The organism is Actinomycetota bacterium, from assembly GCA_030682655.1.
Taxonomy (GTDB): domain Bacteria; phylum Actinomycetota; class Coriobacteriia; order Anaerosomatales; family JAUXNU01; genus JAUXNU01.
The window spans coordinates 40,456-53,546 of record JAUXNU010000078.1; the positions used below are offsets into that span (position 1 = coordinate 40,456).

The window sequence follows — 13,091 nt, forward strand, 5'->3', positions numbered from 1 at the left end:
CTCCGGCCAGGCTCTACCGCACGATCTTGCTGATGGGCATCTCCAGAATATCCTCGGCGCCCGACGCCTTGAGCCGCGGGATCAGCACGTTGACGGTCGCCTTGTCGGCAACGGTCGTGATCTCGTAGTCCTCTGAACCGTAGAGCTTGTTCACTGTGGGCCTCTTCATCGCCGGGAGCACGCCGATGACGTCCTCTAGCTTGTCCACCGGAACGTTCATCGAAAGCAGGACGCGCCCCCGCGCCTCGATCACGCCCAGGAGAAGCGTGCGGACCTCTTCGATCTCGCGGCGCTTGTCGGGGTCCTCCCATGAGACCTTGTTCGCCAACAGACGTGTCGTGGAGACGAGAACCGTGTCCACGATCTTCAGGCCATTGCGCCGAAGCGTCGACCCGGTCTCGGTAAGATCGACGAGCGCGTCCATCATCTCCGGGACCTTCGCCTCGGTGGCGCCGTAGGAGAAGTGGACTTCGACCGGGATCCCGAGTTCATCGAAGAATGCCTTCGTGGTCTTCGGAAACTCCGTCGTGATGCGACTGCCCGGCTTGATATCGCTGGCGCTTGTGATCGGGGAGTCCTGGGGGACCGCCAGTACCATGTTCACAACGCCCGTGCCGGTCTTGGCGTACGGGAGCTCTGCAACCTCGATCACGTCGGCGCCCGACTCGCGCACCCAATCATGCCCCGAGATGCCCAGATCGAAGTAGCCGTCCTGCACGAACACGGGGATCTCCTGCGGGCGAAGGATCTTGACCTTGCCGATGCGGGGGTCGTCGATGTCCGGGTTGTACTCGCGACTCGACTTCCTGACTTCGAGATCGGCCTGAGAGAAGAGCAGGAGCGTTTGCTCCTGGAGGCTTCCTTTGGGCAAGGCTATCGAGAGCATGTGTGAACTCCTGTCCCGTCCGGTGCATACCCCACCACTCTACTGTGCTGGAGTGCCTTTGGGAAGCCTCACGACTCCGCCGGCGGTGCCGACCAGCAAGGTATCGGCCCTTCGTCGTGCGAACAGCCCGGATGCTACGACCCCGGCGATGCCGTCGAGCGTCGTCTCAAGCCCCTCGGGATCGCCGAAGTCGAGACCTGCCACATCCAGGACCGGATTGCCGTTGTCGGTGAGGAATGCGTCGCGTCGACGGGCCCTGCCACCGAGCGACTCGAGCGTACGGGCGACATGCCCCGTCGCCATCTCCAGCACCTCGACAGCCAGCGGGAATGCGCCAAGCCGATCCACGAGCTTGGCCTCGTGGATGATGCAGACGAAACGCTTCGCTGCTGCCGCGACCACCTTCTCGCGGGCGAGCGCACCACCGCCACCCTTCACGAGCCTGAGCTCGTGATCGGCCTCGTCTGCTCCGTCGACATAGATGTCGAGTACACCGACATCGTTCAATCCCAACACGCGGATACCCCGCACCTCGAGCAGGCGCGCGGTCGCCACAGAAGAGGCCACGGCGCCCGCCACCGGCGGACCCTCCTCGGCAAGAACGGTGATGAAGTGCCCCGCGGTGGAACCCGTGCCGATGCCCACGATCTGATCAGGTGCGACGAATTCCAGCGCGGCGAGCGCGGCCGCCCGCTTCTGCGCCTCAGCATTCATGGACAGCCAACACACCCTCACAACTAGCTGGCGAAACCCTGTCAGACACCAGCGCCGGCAGACGCGGACTGGAAGACCACGACAGAGCCCTGCTGCTCCGAATCGCCCAGCGCCGCGCTGCTGACGCGTATCGACAGCCGGTCGCCGTCTTCCACCACGACATCGAACACCGTGCCGGTCAATCCGTCCCTAAGGGCGGAGGGATGGAAGACACCTTCCATGTCGCTGTCAGGAATCGCCCCCACGGGCACCACGCGGGCGCGGGCGGCATAGGCCGTGGCCCCGGTGCTGTCGTCGATGTGAAGCACACTGCGGGCAAGATCGTTTGCGAAGGTGACGCGGCCTTGCTCATCGGCAACAACAAGGCCGACCGGACTCGCATCGATGATGGAGAGCATCAGGTCGTGCTCCGCACGAGCTACGCGGGTCGTGAGCCTAAGGTCGTTCACCTGCTGATGCGAGTGCATGGCATAGATCCCGTACGCCATGAGCGGGAAGATGAGCACCTCTGCATAGTCCTCGAGCGGGTCCAGCGCGGACGTGACACCCAGGTACTGCAGCGTGTTCGAGCAGGCGACAAACGTCAGCAGTGACATCGCGCCGAGCATCAGTCCCGCCGACAGCCCGTCGAGCGAACGCCCGCCGCGAAGCCAGATTGCCGCCCCTATGACGAGAGATGCCACGAAGGCCACTAGCGCGACAATGTCGAAGGCCGCCTCGATGTTCACGACCCCACCACCCGACCACTGTCGACCCGCCGGAGCCAGCCCGCACCGAACAGCACGAACAGGATCCCGGCGACAGCATACCCGCCGTGTTCGACTGCATTGAAGAAGTCGAATGCAACGAACCCCTCGGCGATCGTCGTGACGTATGCGACCAGAAGGGCAAGGAGTCCGGCACGCAGGTAGCCGCGCCCCTCGAGTCTCAGCGCGCTGAGACTCCGCCAAATCAGCGGCATCAGCAGCACCGCGCCAAGCAGTACCAGGACTTCACTTGCTTGCACCACGGCGTTTCCCCTCACGCGATACCAGCCACGAACGGCACGTCGTCGTCGCCCTGGCGCTCGTCTGCACCCGATTGTACCGCCGCTGGTCTCAGATTTCAGCCGCGCCCAGAACTCGGCTCGAAAGAAAGCGCCACTGAGTTGATGCAGTACCTCAACCCGGTCGGCGCAGGGCCGTCCGTGAACACGTGGCCAAGGTGCCCGTCGCACGTCGCGCATGTCACCTCGGTTCGTGTCATGCTGAGACTCGAATCTACACTCTCCACGATTGCCTCGGGCCCGACCGGCCCGCCGAAACTCGGCCACCCGCATCCCGAGAGGAACTTGTCCGCCGAGGAAAAGAGTTCCGCTCCGCAACCCGCGCACCGGTACACACCATCGTCTTCGAGGTCAGTGTACTTCCCTGAGAACGGAGACTCCGTGCCAGCCCTTCGAAGCACCCTGAACTGCTCCGGCGTCAGAAGCGCCCGCCACTCGTCCTCGGACTTGACTACCCTGCGCGACATGTCGTGCCATTCCGGCTCAACGGCTGCCGTTCACTGTGGCCCGCAAGTCTCGGCTGCCGACATCGGATAGACCGTACGATTCAATCTCCAGCTCAAGTTGTGTGACCGGGCCTCCTACTCCATACACATACCCGTTGACGCGGGCTGCAGCCGTGGAATCGCGGAAGTCCCTCGCATCGGGATATAGTGCGGCAAACTCCGCCATGAGCGCGGCGTCTGAGCGCAGCGCATACTTCTGGTGGTAGTCCTCGGCAGGGTAGAAGCGATCGAGTACCCTGACCTGCGTCAGCACCAACTTGCCAAGGAGTGTCTCGAAGCGTGAGCGAATCTCCTCGGCAGTGCGACGCTGCTCTTCGCTGTGACAGAAGACAAGCGACGCGTACTGCGTCGAATAGGCAGGCCGAGTTGCATCGCGCATCTGGAAGAACGCCTCGAGCAGCTCCTCGTAGGAGACGCGCTCGGGATCGAAATCGATTTGGATCGACTCGGTGTGATCACCAATGCGACGGTACGTCGGGTTCTGCGCGGTGCCACCCGCGTACCCCACGCAAGTGCGAACAACGCCCTCCATGAGTCCGAACCGGGCATCAGGACCCCAGAATCAACCGGCTGTGAACGTCGCTGTCTCGACGTGTTCCGGTCGCGTTTCGTCGATGGGTGGAGGTGCACTGCGGCGGGACGCTGCTGTCTGCGAAGACTCGCGAGCAAGAATCTTGTGAAGAAGTGACATCTTCGCTCCTTCCGTCGCCCACACCAGAGCAAGCGGAGGGCCAAGGAGCACGGGACGCACAGCGGACTGGCGTCGCGACCTAGTGTTCGAGATCGTTTGCGAGCCGTTCCAGGAACAGCCCCACGTCGGTCACGATCCCAATCGTTTGCCACGATCCTCGATCGGCGAGCTTCGTCACGACGGCGGGGTTGATGTCGACACAAACCGTTTGCACGCTTGCGGGCAGCATGTTGCCCGTGGCGATCGAGTGCAGCATCGTCGACAGCATCAGGCACGCACCTGCGCTCCGGCAGTAGGGCCGCATCGTGCGCTGCGCCTCGATAGCGTCGGTGATCACGTCGGGGAGAGGCCCGTCGTCGCGCACAGACCCCGCCAGAACGAACGGCGTTCCCGACTTCACCAGTGTGTACATCAGGCCCTTGGTGATGGCGCCCTGCTCGACAGCAGCTGCGATCGATCCATATCGCCGAACCGTGTTGATGGCCCGAAGATGATGCTCGTGCCCTCCAAGAATCGGGGCGCCCTGGATCATGGAGACTCCGAACGAGGTGCCGTAGAGCGCCGACTCGATATCGTGAACGGCGACCGCGTTGCCACCGAACAGCACGCTCACGTATCCCATCTCCACCAGGCGCGCCAGGTGCGGCGCAGCGCCCGTATGGATCACCGCAGGTCCCGCGACCACGATCGTTCCCTCGCCGCGCTCGCGCACCTCGCGCAGCATGCGGGCGACCTCGGCCACGACCTGTGCCTTCGGCTTCTCCGAGGAAACCGCCGAGGACATGAACTCGAAGGCCTGGCTCGTGCGTGGACGCTCCTGCGGACGCACGCGAAGGCCCTCATGGCCGACAACATACAGCTCCCCCTCGCGAACGTCGGCCATCGGCATGCTCTCGGCCCGACCTGCCTCCGAATCTACGCGAACGCCGAGATCCATCTCGACGCCTTCCACATTCACCCATTTGCCGCCTAGGCGTACGGCCGTCTCGAGGTTGGTGGTGGAGTAGAAGCCCTCCGGGAAGACGCCATCGGCAGGCGCGGCCTCAAGGTGCACATCTTCAAGGTGCACTGGAATCGCGCCGTGCTCGAGAATGACGGCGAGTATCTCGTCGAGATGTCGCTCGTCCTTGGCCTTGATGCGAATCACGGCGGTCGAGGGGTCTTCGTTGGTGCGGCCGACCTCGAAACTCAGCGTCTCGAACTCTCCGTCGAACGCGACAACCGCATCCATGATCGCGGACATGATTCCCGAGTCGATCAGGTGACCTTCGACGCGGATGTCTTCGTATGGGCGGTTCGGCACTTCAGACCTCCAGATCGGCAGCCACTGCTTCCGGGCCTACGAGTGTCCCGACTCCACCTACAGCCCTCCGTGCGCCGGGGTACCCCAAGTGCAAACCTCCAGGCCACCCGTCGCAGTAAGGGTGTAGGCCCCTGTCGCAACGTCCACCGCCGCAGGCGTCGCAGGTTCCGGCGAGGAGGGACAGCGCGGGGCCGCCCCCAGGATGTGATCGTGTACCAGGGGATGATCGTCTGTCGACAACGCCCGTCAGGTCCGCCCTGTCGGCCTCCGTGTTGTCTGCCACCCACTGCTGCACCGCACCGATGATCGTCCGCTGGTTGGCAAAGCACGCTCGCTCCTGTGCCCGACCGCGTGCGACATTGAACACCGGGATTGCGATCGCCACCAGTATCCCGATGATCAGGACGACAACCATCAACTCAACAGTTGTGAAGCCCCCCGGGTCCCTGCTCCGCATCGTGGCCCTTTCTGCTCGCCTGATGTTGCATCGCCGCAGGTCAGGCCTCGGCCATCTGCGCTTTGAGCGCGACGACCTTCTCCCGGTATTCCGGCAGGGAGGTTCCCAGTATCTGCGTCGCCAGTATCGCGGCGTTCTTCGCTCCGTTGATCGCAACGCACGCCACGGGCACGCCGGTCGGCATCTGCACCATCGACAGAAGCGAGTCGAGCCCGCCGAGATCGGAGGTCTTCATCGGAACCGTCACGACCGGTAGCGGCGTGAATGCCGCAACAACCCCGCCAAGATGGGCGGCCTTGCCCGCGGCAGCGATGATGACCTTGAGCCCGCGATCAGCAGCACCGCCCGCCCACTCGTGCACACGATCAGGATTGCGATGCGCCGAAGCGACGAGCGTCTCGTAGGGCACACCGAGTTCCTCGAGCTGCGCGGCGCATCCCTCCATAACGTCCATGTCGGACTTCGAGCCCATGATGATTCCAACGAGTGGCGTGTCAGACATGTTCTCCTCCGGTGTGGTCGATTCCGGGAGCTTCCCCGGCCTCCTGTGCCGACATTGTAGCGGGTGTTGCGCGCGTGCGCGTGGCAAGATGCACGGCGACGAGGCCGACGGTTGCGAGCGCAAGAGAAAGGGAGACGACCGTCGATGCCGATTCGAGGCGTTCGATGGGGCTTGCGGACCCCGACATCACTACGGCGACAATGAGCGCCCTCACATACAGCCCCGGCTGCTGTAGCCATAGGCTCCTCGGCGCGCCCATCTTGCGTACCGCAACAAATGCGAACAGGCCAAGCGAGAGGTAGTATGTCGCCCCGTTCACGATGATCGCCCAGTTCACGAGCGCAAGCTCCGAGCCGAGCGGCGCCGACTGTCGAAACATCGCGTACTGGACCGGCGCCTGAGTGAGCGTCGAGATGAGTCCGACGAACGCTGCAAGCGCAAGGAACCACATCGCGACGCGCGTCTCGACCGCGTGCAATCCACCTTCCAGGCCAAGAAAGGCCAGCCCACGCATGCGCCGGGGAGTTGGCCGTTCATCGACGAGGTCGGACTCGCGATCGCGTGAGTCCCCCTCGAGGCCCGCGGACCGGAAACGTCCAAGCACCTCAGCGGGTCTGGCGCCCAGCACGTGAGCGAACCAGGCTCCCGCGATGCACCCTGCGGACACACCAAGCGCATGCCAGATCTGTCCGACCTGCATTGGTGGCAGACCGAGTTCCAGCACCTCAAGGGAGGCATCGCCTCCGTACACTACGAGCCGAAACATCATGTCGGCCCCCAGCGCCGCCGCCGTGGCGAGCAGCGCGAAAGCGGCAGCGTAGGCGGCCAGCACCCGGGGCGCCCGGGCAACACGCACCGCGACAAACACGAGAACACCTGCGACGAGGAAGCCCAGCGCGAACTCCCACAAGAGCTGCCCCCATCGCATCAGAAGCGGTGGCTCGATTCCCATCGAGAGCAGTGTGTCGACGTCGAGTGCTCGGCCAATGACGGGCCCCGCAAGCGCAAGCCAGAGCGCTGCGTGACGCTCCTCGGCTGGGAAATAGCGCTCGACCTTCACATCGCTCCGGGCGGCACCGGCAGGTGCTCGTCGTCCTCGGTCTGGCCCGCCGCTACTGCAACCGCATCCGCGGAGACACACGCTGCCTCCCCCGCGTCGCCGAACAGCAGCTCACGCTCGACGTCGGGAAGCGCGCTGCGCGCCTGGTCGCGCACCGAGTTCACGCCCACGAAGAACTCCCGCATCATCGCGACGAGAAGGTAGCGACCGCGCGGTGTGAGCGTGATGCGCTCGTCATCGTTGCGGTCGAACGCACCGGCGGCGCGCATGAAGGTGATCTCGACCGGAAGGCCGCGCTCGATCGAGACACCGAAGTCGCGTTCGAACGCCTTCTTGTCGAGCGACAGACCGAACAGCCCCATCATGAAGCGGTAACGCATGCGTTCGTTGCTGGAGAAATCTCGCTTCGCGGTCGCACCCGTCTTGCCGGCGTCGATGCGCTCCGCATATTCGGCGAGCGAGAACGTATTGACCCAGAGAGCACCGTTCAGGAACGAGAACGCGCCCGAGCCGATGCCGACATAGTCCTCGTAGTCCACTATGTACTCGTCGATCATGCCGCCACCCGTCCGCGAGAACGTCCACGCGCTCGCATGCTCAAAAGACCCGGAGAGCGCATCACTGACGGCCTGGTAGAACGCGTTCTCGCGCCGGTATGAAACGGCACCTACGGTTTGCCTGAGCGACTTGCGCACGGCCGGCGAGGCCATGAGTGGGTAGAACGTCGTCTGGTTCGTGCCGGAAGCCTTGAGCATCTCGACATCGCGCAGAAGCATCTCGCGGGTCTGGCTCGGGAAGTTGAAGATCATGTCAACGTTGAGCGAATGGAAGCGCCCTGCGGCCCACTTGAGGCGCTCTAGGATATCCTCGGCAGACCCGTACTTGTCGTAGCGCTCCATCTGCTTGAGCAGCTCATTGTCGAAGGACTGCACGCCGACGCTGAAGCGATTCACGCGGCCAATGAGCGGGTCCACGATTTCGGGAACCAGGTGATCGGGATTCGATTCCGAGGAGACTTCCCGGATCGAGAAGAGCGATTTCGCGCGGTCGATGGTGTCGCAGAGCTCGTCGATCATGACCGTGGGCGTGCCGCCGCCGACGTACATCGATGTGAAGTCATAGCCCAGGTCGGCAACCATTTGCATCTCGCGGCGCAGGTGCCCGAAGTAGGGCACAGCGCGGTCGACCGAAAAGGGAAAGCGGTTGAACGAGCAGTACGGACACAGGCGCGTGCAGAACGGCACGTGCACGTAGAGCATGTACTCACGGCCAGCAACGGGGTCGGGCAGGGTGCGCACCTCGGTGGGCGTGAGACGCAGGTACTTCTTGTTCGCGTCCCGTACGACGGCAGTCAGCAGGCGTTCTGCAAGCATGCCAGCCTACGATTCCCAGGCTGCGCGGCCACGCATTGCCCGCGCGCCGATGTCGGTGCGGAAGAACATGCCGTCCCACGAGATCCTCGCGACCGCCTCGTAGGCCCGGTCACGTGCCGAGGAGAAGTCGGCGCCAAGAGCGGTCACGTTGAGCACGCGGCCGCCCGCGGTCACGAGCACGCCGCTGTCGTCAAGCATCGTACCCGCATGGTAGACGGTCACGTCAGGCAAGGCTTCCGCGTCGGAGATGCCAGAGATGGCCTTGCCCGTCTCGTAGTCGTTCGGGTAGCCTCCGCTGGCGAGCACGACCGAGACGGCCCACTCGTCGCGCCATGCGAGGTCGACCTCGGCCAGGCGGCCTTCGGCCGTGGCGAGCATGATGTCTGCGAGATCACCGTCGAGGCGCGGCAGGAGAACCTGTGTCTCCGGGTCCCCGAACCGCGCGTTGAACTCCAGCAGCTTGGGGCCCTCATCGGTGAGGATGAACCCGCCGTAGAGGACTCCGCGATAGTCGATGCCCTCCTCGGCCAAGCCCTTCGCGGTGCGCTCCAGGAGCTCCACCATGACGGCGTGCTCCGCTTCGTCGACGATCGGCACGGGGGAGTAGACGCCCATGCCGCCGGTGTTCGGACCCTCGTCGCCGTCGTACGCGCGCTTGTGGTCCTGCGCGGGAGCCATAGGGATGACGGCCTCGCCGTCGACGAAAGCGAGCAGTGAGCACTCGGGGCCGCGGAGGAACTCCTCGATGAGCACGGTCGAACCTGCATCGCCGAACCGTCCGGCGAAACATTCCCGAACGGCCTCGCGGGCGGTGTGGATGTCCATCGCGACAGTGACGCCCTTGCCCGCGGCCAGGCCATCGGCCTTGACGACGATCGGCGCGCTCACCTCATCGAGGTACTCCATGGCGGCGGCCTCGTCGGTGAACGCCTCGGAGAAACCGGCGGGGATGTCATGACGGTGCATGAGCTGTTTCGCGAACTCCTTCGAACCCTCGATGCGCGCACCTGCCGCGCCCGGGCCGAAGACGGGGATTCCACCGTCGCGCACCACGTCGGCAACGCCGGCCACAAGCGGCGCCTCGGGGCCGATCACGACGAGTCCGACGCCGTTGCCGCGTGCGAACTCCAGCACAGCCTGGCCATCATCCGCGTCGACCACGACGTTCTCGGCGATTGTCGCAGTCCCGCCGTTGCCTGGAGCGACGTAGATAGTGTCGGCCTTCTGGGACTCAGCAAGCTTGGTCACTATCGCGTGCTCACGGCCGCCGCTGCCGAGGACGAGGATGCGCATGGTGCCCCCAAGAGATGTCGGAATGAGGTCAGTCCGCGCGCGCGCAGACCCCACAGATTGTAGCCCAACCCAGACTGCGGCGCGGGATACCGTTCGGAGGTCGCATGTGTCCGCTCGGCGACCACATGCTAGCCGCATGCACCGGAATACGATTAACCGTCTGTCCGTTAGGCGCTCGTCGGCGACCGTCGGTCACACATGTTGCCGTTCGTCCGGTCGATGGAAGGACTGAAGGAGATCCTCACAATGCAGGTTCGGATGGCGACACGAGTGGCAGCGGTGGTGGCGATCGTGGCTGCCACGCTCCTTGGCGGGATAGCGATGGCCTCCGCACCCCCCGCGCCAGCGAGCGCTCCCGTGCACGTGGCAAGCAGCGTGTCGTCGCTTGCGTCGGGGTCCGTGACCATCAAGGTCACCATCCAGCACCGCATCGAAATGTCTGTGGCCAGGGACGGCAGCGTGATCGTCCGGACGAATTGCGACATCTGCGCCGCAGACCTCGCAAGCCTGCCGGATCCGTCGACGGCGATCTTGCCGGTTCACGGGAACTAGCGGCTAGGCGACCTCGGCACCTAGCAACCCCTTCCGCAGGGCTACTGCCGTGGCTCCCAGCGGCGCACGATCGTCTGCTCGCGGCTGGGTCCGACCGCGATCATCGCTACCGGGACTTCGGCAAGGTCTTCGATGAACTGGATGTAGTCTCGCGCTTCCTTGGGGAGTTCATCGAAGTCCCGACACCCGGTGATGTCGGCCTTCCACCCGGGCAGCTCCTCGTAGATGGGCCGCGCCTTGTGAAACTTCGTCTGGTGGCAGGGCAGATCGTTGTAGCGGTGCCCCTCGTGGTCGTAGGCAACGCAGACCTTGATCGTGTCGAGTTCAGAAAGCACGTCAAGCTTGGTGATGATGAGATCGGTCAACCCCGCGACCTGCACCGCGTAGCGAACGATGACCGCGTCGTACCAGCCGGCACGGCGCTCCCGCCCGGTCGTCGTGCCGTATTCGTGACCAACCTCGATGAGGTGGCGACCGACCTCGTCGCCGAGCTCAGTCGGGAACGGGCCCGACCCGACACGCGTGATGTAGGCTTTCGCGATCCCGAGAACCCGGTCGATGACCCTCGGGCCTACGCCGGCGCCCGTGCAGGCACCGCCGGCGATAGGGCTCGAGGAGGTCACGAACGGGTACGTGCCGTGATCGATGTCGAGCATGACGCCCTGGGCACCCTCGAAAAGCACCCACTGGTCGGCACGCAACGCCGTGTTGATCGCAAGCGAAGTGTCCGCGATGTGCGGCTTGATGCGCTCGGCGTACTCCAGATACTCCTCGGCGATCTGGTCTACCGTGTAGGTGGGAAGACCGTAGAGCTTCTCGAGGATGTCGTTCTTCTCGTGGAGCGCGGCTTCGATCTTCTTGCGGAAGATGTGCTCGTCGGTGAGGTCCTGGATGCGCAGGCCCATGCGCGAGGCCTTGTCCTGGTACGCCGGGCCGATGCCGCGACGGGTGGTGCCGATCTCGAGCTTGCCTAGGCGACGCTCGCTCGCCCCGTCGAGATCGCGGTGATACGGCATGATGATATGCGCGTTGCAGCTGATGAGGAGCTTGTGCGTGGACAGGCCGTCGGCCTCGAGCTGATCCATCTCCTCGAGCAGCACCTTGGGGTCGATGACGCACCCGTTGCCGATGACCGGCGTGATGTGCGGATACATGATGCCACTCGGGATGAGGTGTAACTTCAGCGTGCGCCCACCGTGAATGACGGTGTGGCCTGCGTTGTTTCCGCCCTGGAAGCGCACGACGTAGTCGAAATCGTCCGCAATGAGGTCGGTGATCTTGCCCTTGCCCTCGTCGCCCCATTGGGCGCCGACAAGAACTATTCCGGCCATGGTGTGAGGCTCCCTGTTGTAATCGATCCCGCGGACCCTCGCCGCCGCTCCCGGACCGGTCGCGCCGTCCGGGCCCGGCGACGCGCACTGCGCCCGCACGACGGCGGACGCCCGGGTAAGTATGCCTGACGAGGGCGTTTCGCGCTAGTCGCGGGGCGCGGACAGGTTCACAGGTTCATCGGGCCATCGGTTCATCGACGTCGGCAACGAATCACCAGCTCGTCAGGTGGCCGACGAACTCAACGCAGCGATCAGTATCGTGAGCAGGCCGACATCGATAATCAGAACGGCCAGGCCGATGCCGACAAGAGCCGCCGACCTCACCTTCGTGCCAGCGACAGCCAGGTAGATCAGCATCGCACCCAGAGGCATCCATACGAGTAGCCACTCAATCGGTCCAAGTGCAGCAGAGAACAGGCTCTCTCTGATCGGCGTCCCTTCCATGAGAACCCCGTAGCCGATGAGAAGCGCTGCTGCTGTCGCCGGAGCAACCAGCCACGCGAATAGCACCCTGCGCTTGCGCGCGACAATGAGCCCAGCAGCAGCAGCCAGCGCAAGTACCGGTACCGCCACACCCAGTGTTCCAAGGTAGTCAGCAAGGCCCCAGGCAACCCTCTCGGACACGACCAGAACCCACTTCCAACGCCACGTTTGCACATCCTACTCGTAGCTACTCCAGTTGCATGTGAATTTCAGCTTCCGCGACCGCTTCTTTGTCCCCAGACCGTCGGTGACGATTGACCATATCTTCATATGAACATGCTTGGGCATACTCGAGGTCGAGATCTACACACCCGGGCGCGGGGCCGAGTTCCTGCTGAACAATGCAGTGACCGCAGCCGAATTCGATGAAGCACTCGACGAGGTCCGGACGATGGGGCTCGACCCGGACACCATCCCGCACCAGCCGCGACCGGAGCCGTAGGTGGAACGGCTCTTCCTTGACGCCAACATCCTGGTTTCGGCGGCGCTGAAACCCGACTCCAGGCTCGCCGAGCTTTGGACCATCGCGGATGTGCGGCTGCTGGCGTCACCGCATGTACTCGCCGAGGCGCGTCGCAACGCTCCCGCACCGAACGCAGCCGCGCACCTCGAGCGCTTGATCGCAGCGCTCAAGGTCTTGCCGATGGAGCCCGCGGACTTCGAGATCGAAGACGACCCAGAACTGCCCGCCAAAGACCGTCCCGTCTTGCTCGCTGCGATTGTGTCGCGCGCCGACATCCTTGTGACCGGCGAGGGGGGTATCCATTTAGCTCCACCGCCCCAAGATGTAGTGGTGGACGAGGAGCGTGGAAACCCAGTAGCCGGCAGAGACTACCCACGGATGTGGGGTGAGTTCCTTCGCTGGTTCCCCGACAACGCCGCCTGCCTGACGTAC

General features: G+C 64.2%; 16 protein-coding genes and 1 pseudogene. 3 read left to right on the forward strand and 14 right to left on the reverse strand.

The window, feature by feature from the left end:
* Positions 1 to 13: 13 nt before the first annotated feature.
* From hisG to purD, 12 genes and pseudogenes are all read right to left on the reverse strand, one after another.
* Positions 14 to 886: an ATP phosphoribosyltransferase gene (gene hisG, locus Q8K99_04805; protein MDP2181874.1), complete on the reverse strand. Its 873-nt coding sequence runs from the start codon at positions 884 to 886 to the stop codon at positions 14 to 16.
* A 39-nt stretch (positions 887 to 925) separates the two neighbouring features.
* On the reverse strand, positions 926 to 1,600 hold the full coding sequence (gene rpiA, locus Q8K99_04810) for a ribose-5-phosphate isomerase RpiA (GenBank protein ID MDP2181875.1): 675 nt from the start codon (positions 1,598 to 1,600) through the stop codon (positions 926 to 928).
* A 41-nt stretch (positions 1,601 to 1,641) separates the two neighbouring features.
* A complete protein-coding gene (locus Q8K99_04815) occupies positions 1,642 to 2,328 on the reverse strand; it encodes a hypothetical protein (protein ID MDP2181876.1) in 687 nt (228 codons plus the stop codon).
* Positions 2,325 to 2,609 (reverse strand): hypothetical protein, encoded by a 285-nt coding sequence (locus tag Q8K99_04820; protein MDP2181877.1) that lies wholly within the window; start codon positions 2,607 to 2,609, stop codon positions 2,325 to 2,327. Before Q8K99_04820 ends, Q8K99_04815 begins: the two co-directional genes overlap by 4 nt.
* Positions 2,610 to 2,704: 95 nt before the next feature.
* Entirely contained in the window at positions 2,705 to 3,112 is a 408-nt protein-coding gene (gene msrB / locus Q8K99_04825) for a peptide-methionine (R)-S-oxide reductase MsrB (protein ID MDP2181878.1), read from the reverse strand.
* Positions 3,113 to 3,128: 16 nt separating this feature from the next.
* A pseudogene (locus Q8K99_04830) lies at positions 3,129 to 3,701 on the reverse strand (peptide-methionine (S)-S-oxide reductase).
* Between the two features lie 220 nt (positions 3,702 to 3,921).
* A complete protein-coding gene (locus Q8K99_04835) occupies positions 3,922 to 5,145 on the reverse strand; it encodes a TIGR00300 family protein (protein MDP2181879.1) in 1,224 nt (407 codons plus the stop codon).
* A 1-nt stretch (position 5,146) separates the two neighbouring features.
* The gene (locus Q8K99_04840; protein ID MDP2181880.1) at positions 5,147 to 5,602 is read right to left on the reverse strand and encodes a prepilin-type N-terminal cleavage/methylation domain-containing protein; all 456 of its coding nucleotides are present in this window, start codon (positions 5,600 to 5,602) and stop codon (positions 5,147 to 5,149) included.
* A gap of 40 nt (positions 5,603 to 5,642) precedes the next feature.
* Positions 5,643 to 6,104 (reverse strand): 5-(carboxyamino)imidazole ribonucleotide mutase, encoded by a 462-nt coding sequence (purE, locus tag Q8K99_04845; GenBank protein ID MDP2181881.1) that lies wholly within the window; start codon positions 6,102 to 6,104, stop codon positions 5,643 to 5,645.
* Complete coding sequence (locus Q8K99_04850) at positions 6,097 to 7,164, reverse strand: hypothetical protein (GenBank protein MDP2181882.1); 1,068 nt, start codon at positions 7,162 to 7,164, stop codon at positions 6,097 to 6,099. The genes purE and Q8K99_04850 overlap by 8 nt, the downstream gene beginning before the upstream one ends.
* Positions 7,161 to 8,537, reverse strand: coding sequence for a coproporphyrinogen III oxidase family protein (locus tag Q8K99_04855; GenBank protein ID MDP2181883.1), 1,377 nt, complete (start codon positions 8,535 to 8,537; stop codon positions 7,161 to 7,163). The genes Q8K99_04850 and Q8K99_04855 overlap by 4 nt, the downstream gene beginning before the upstream one ends.
* Before the next feature lie 6 nt (positions 8,538 to 8,543).
* Entirely contained in the window at positions 8,544 to 9,830 is a 1,287-nt protein-coding gene (gene purD, locus Q8K99_04860) for a phosphoribosylamine--glycine ligase (GenBank protein MDP2181884.1), read from the reverse strand.
* A 246-nt stretch (positions 9,831 to 10,076) separates the two neighbouring features.
* On the opposite strand from purD, the gene Q8K99_04865 reads away from it, so the two are divergent.
* Positions 10,077 to 10,382 (forward strand): hypothetical protein, encoded by a 306-nt coding sequence (locus Q8K99_04865; protein ID MDP2181885.1) that lies wholly within the window; start codon positions 10,077 to 10,079, stop codon positions 10,380 to 10,382.
* A 41-nt stretch (positions 10,383 to 10,423) separates the two neighbouring features.
* Here Q8K99_04865 and Q8K99_04870 read toward each other — a convergent pair whose 3' ends face one another.
* Positions 10,424 to 11,713 (reverse strand): adenylosuccinate synthase, encoded by a 1,290-nt coding sequence (locus tag Q8K99_04870; protein ID MDP2181886.1) that lies wholly within the window; start codon positions 11,711 to 11,713, stop codon positions 10,424 to 10,426.
* A gap of 222 nt (positions 11,714 to 11,935) precedes the next feature.
* Positions 11,936 to 12,337 (reverse strand): hypothetical protein, encoded by a 402-nt coding sequence (locus Q8K99_04875; GenBank protein ID MDP2181887.1) that lies wholly within the window; start codon positions 12,335 to 12,337, stop codon positions 11,936 to 11,938.
* 139 nt (positions 12,338 to 12,476) lie between these two features.
* Between Q8K99_04875 and Q8K99_04880 the strand changes: the two genes are divergently transcribed.
* Both Q8K99_04880 and Q8K99_04885 read left to right on the forward strand, forming a co-directional pair.
* Positions 12,477 to 12,638, forward strand: a complete 162-nt coding sequence (locus Q8K99_04880; protein MDP2181888.1) for a hypothetical protein — start codon at positions 12,477 to 12,479, stop codon at positions 12,636 to 12,638.
* Positions 12,639 to 13,091 (forward strand): PIN domain-containing protein (locus tag Q8K99_04885; GenBank protein MDP2181889.1); only part of this gene is annotated, 453 nt, incomplete at its 3' end.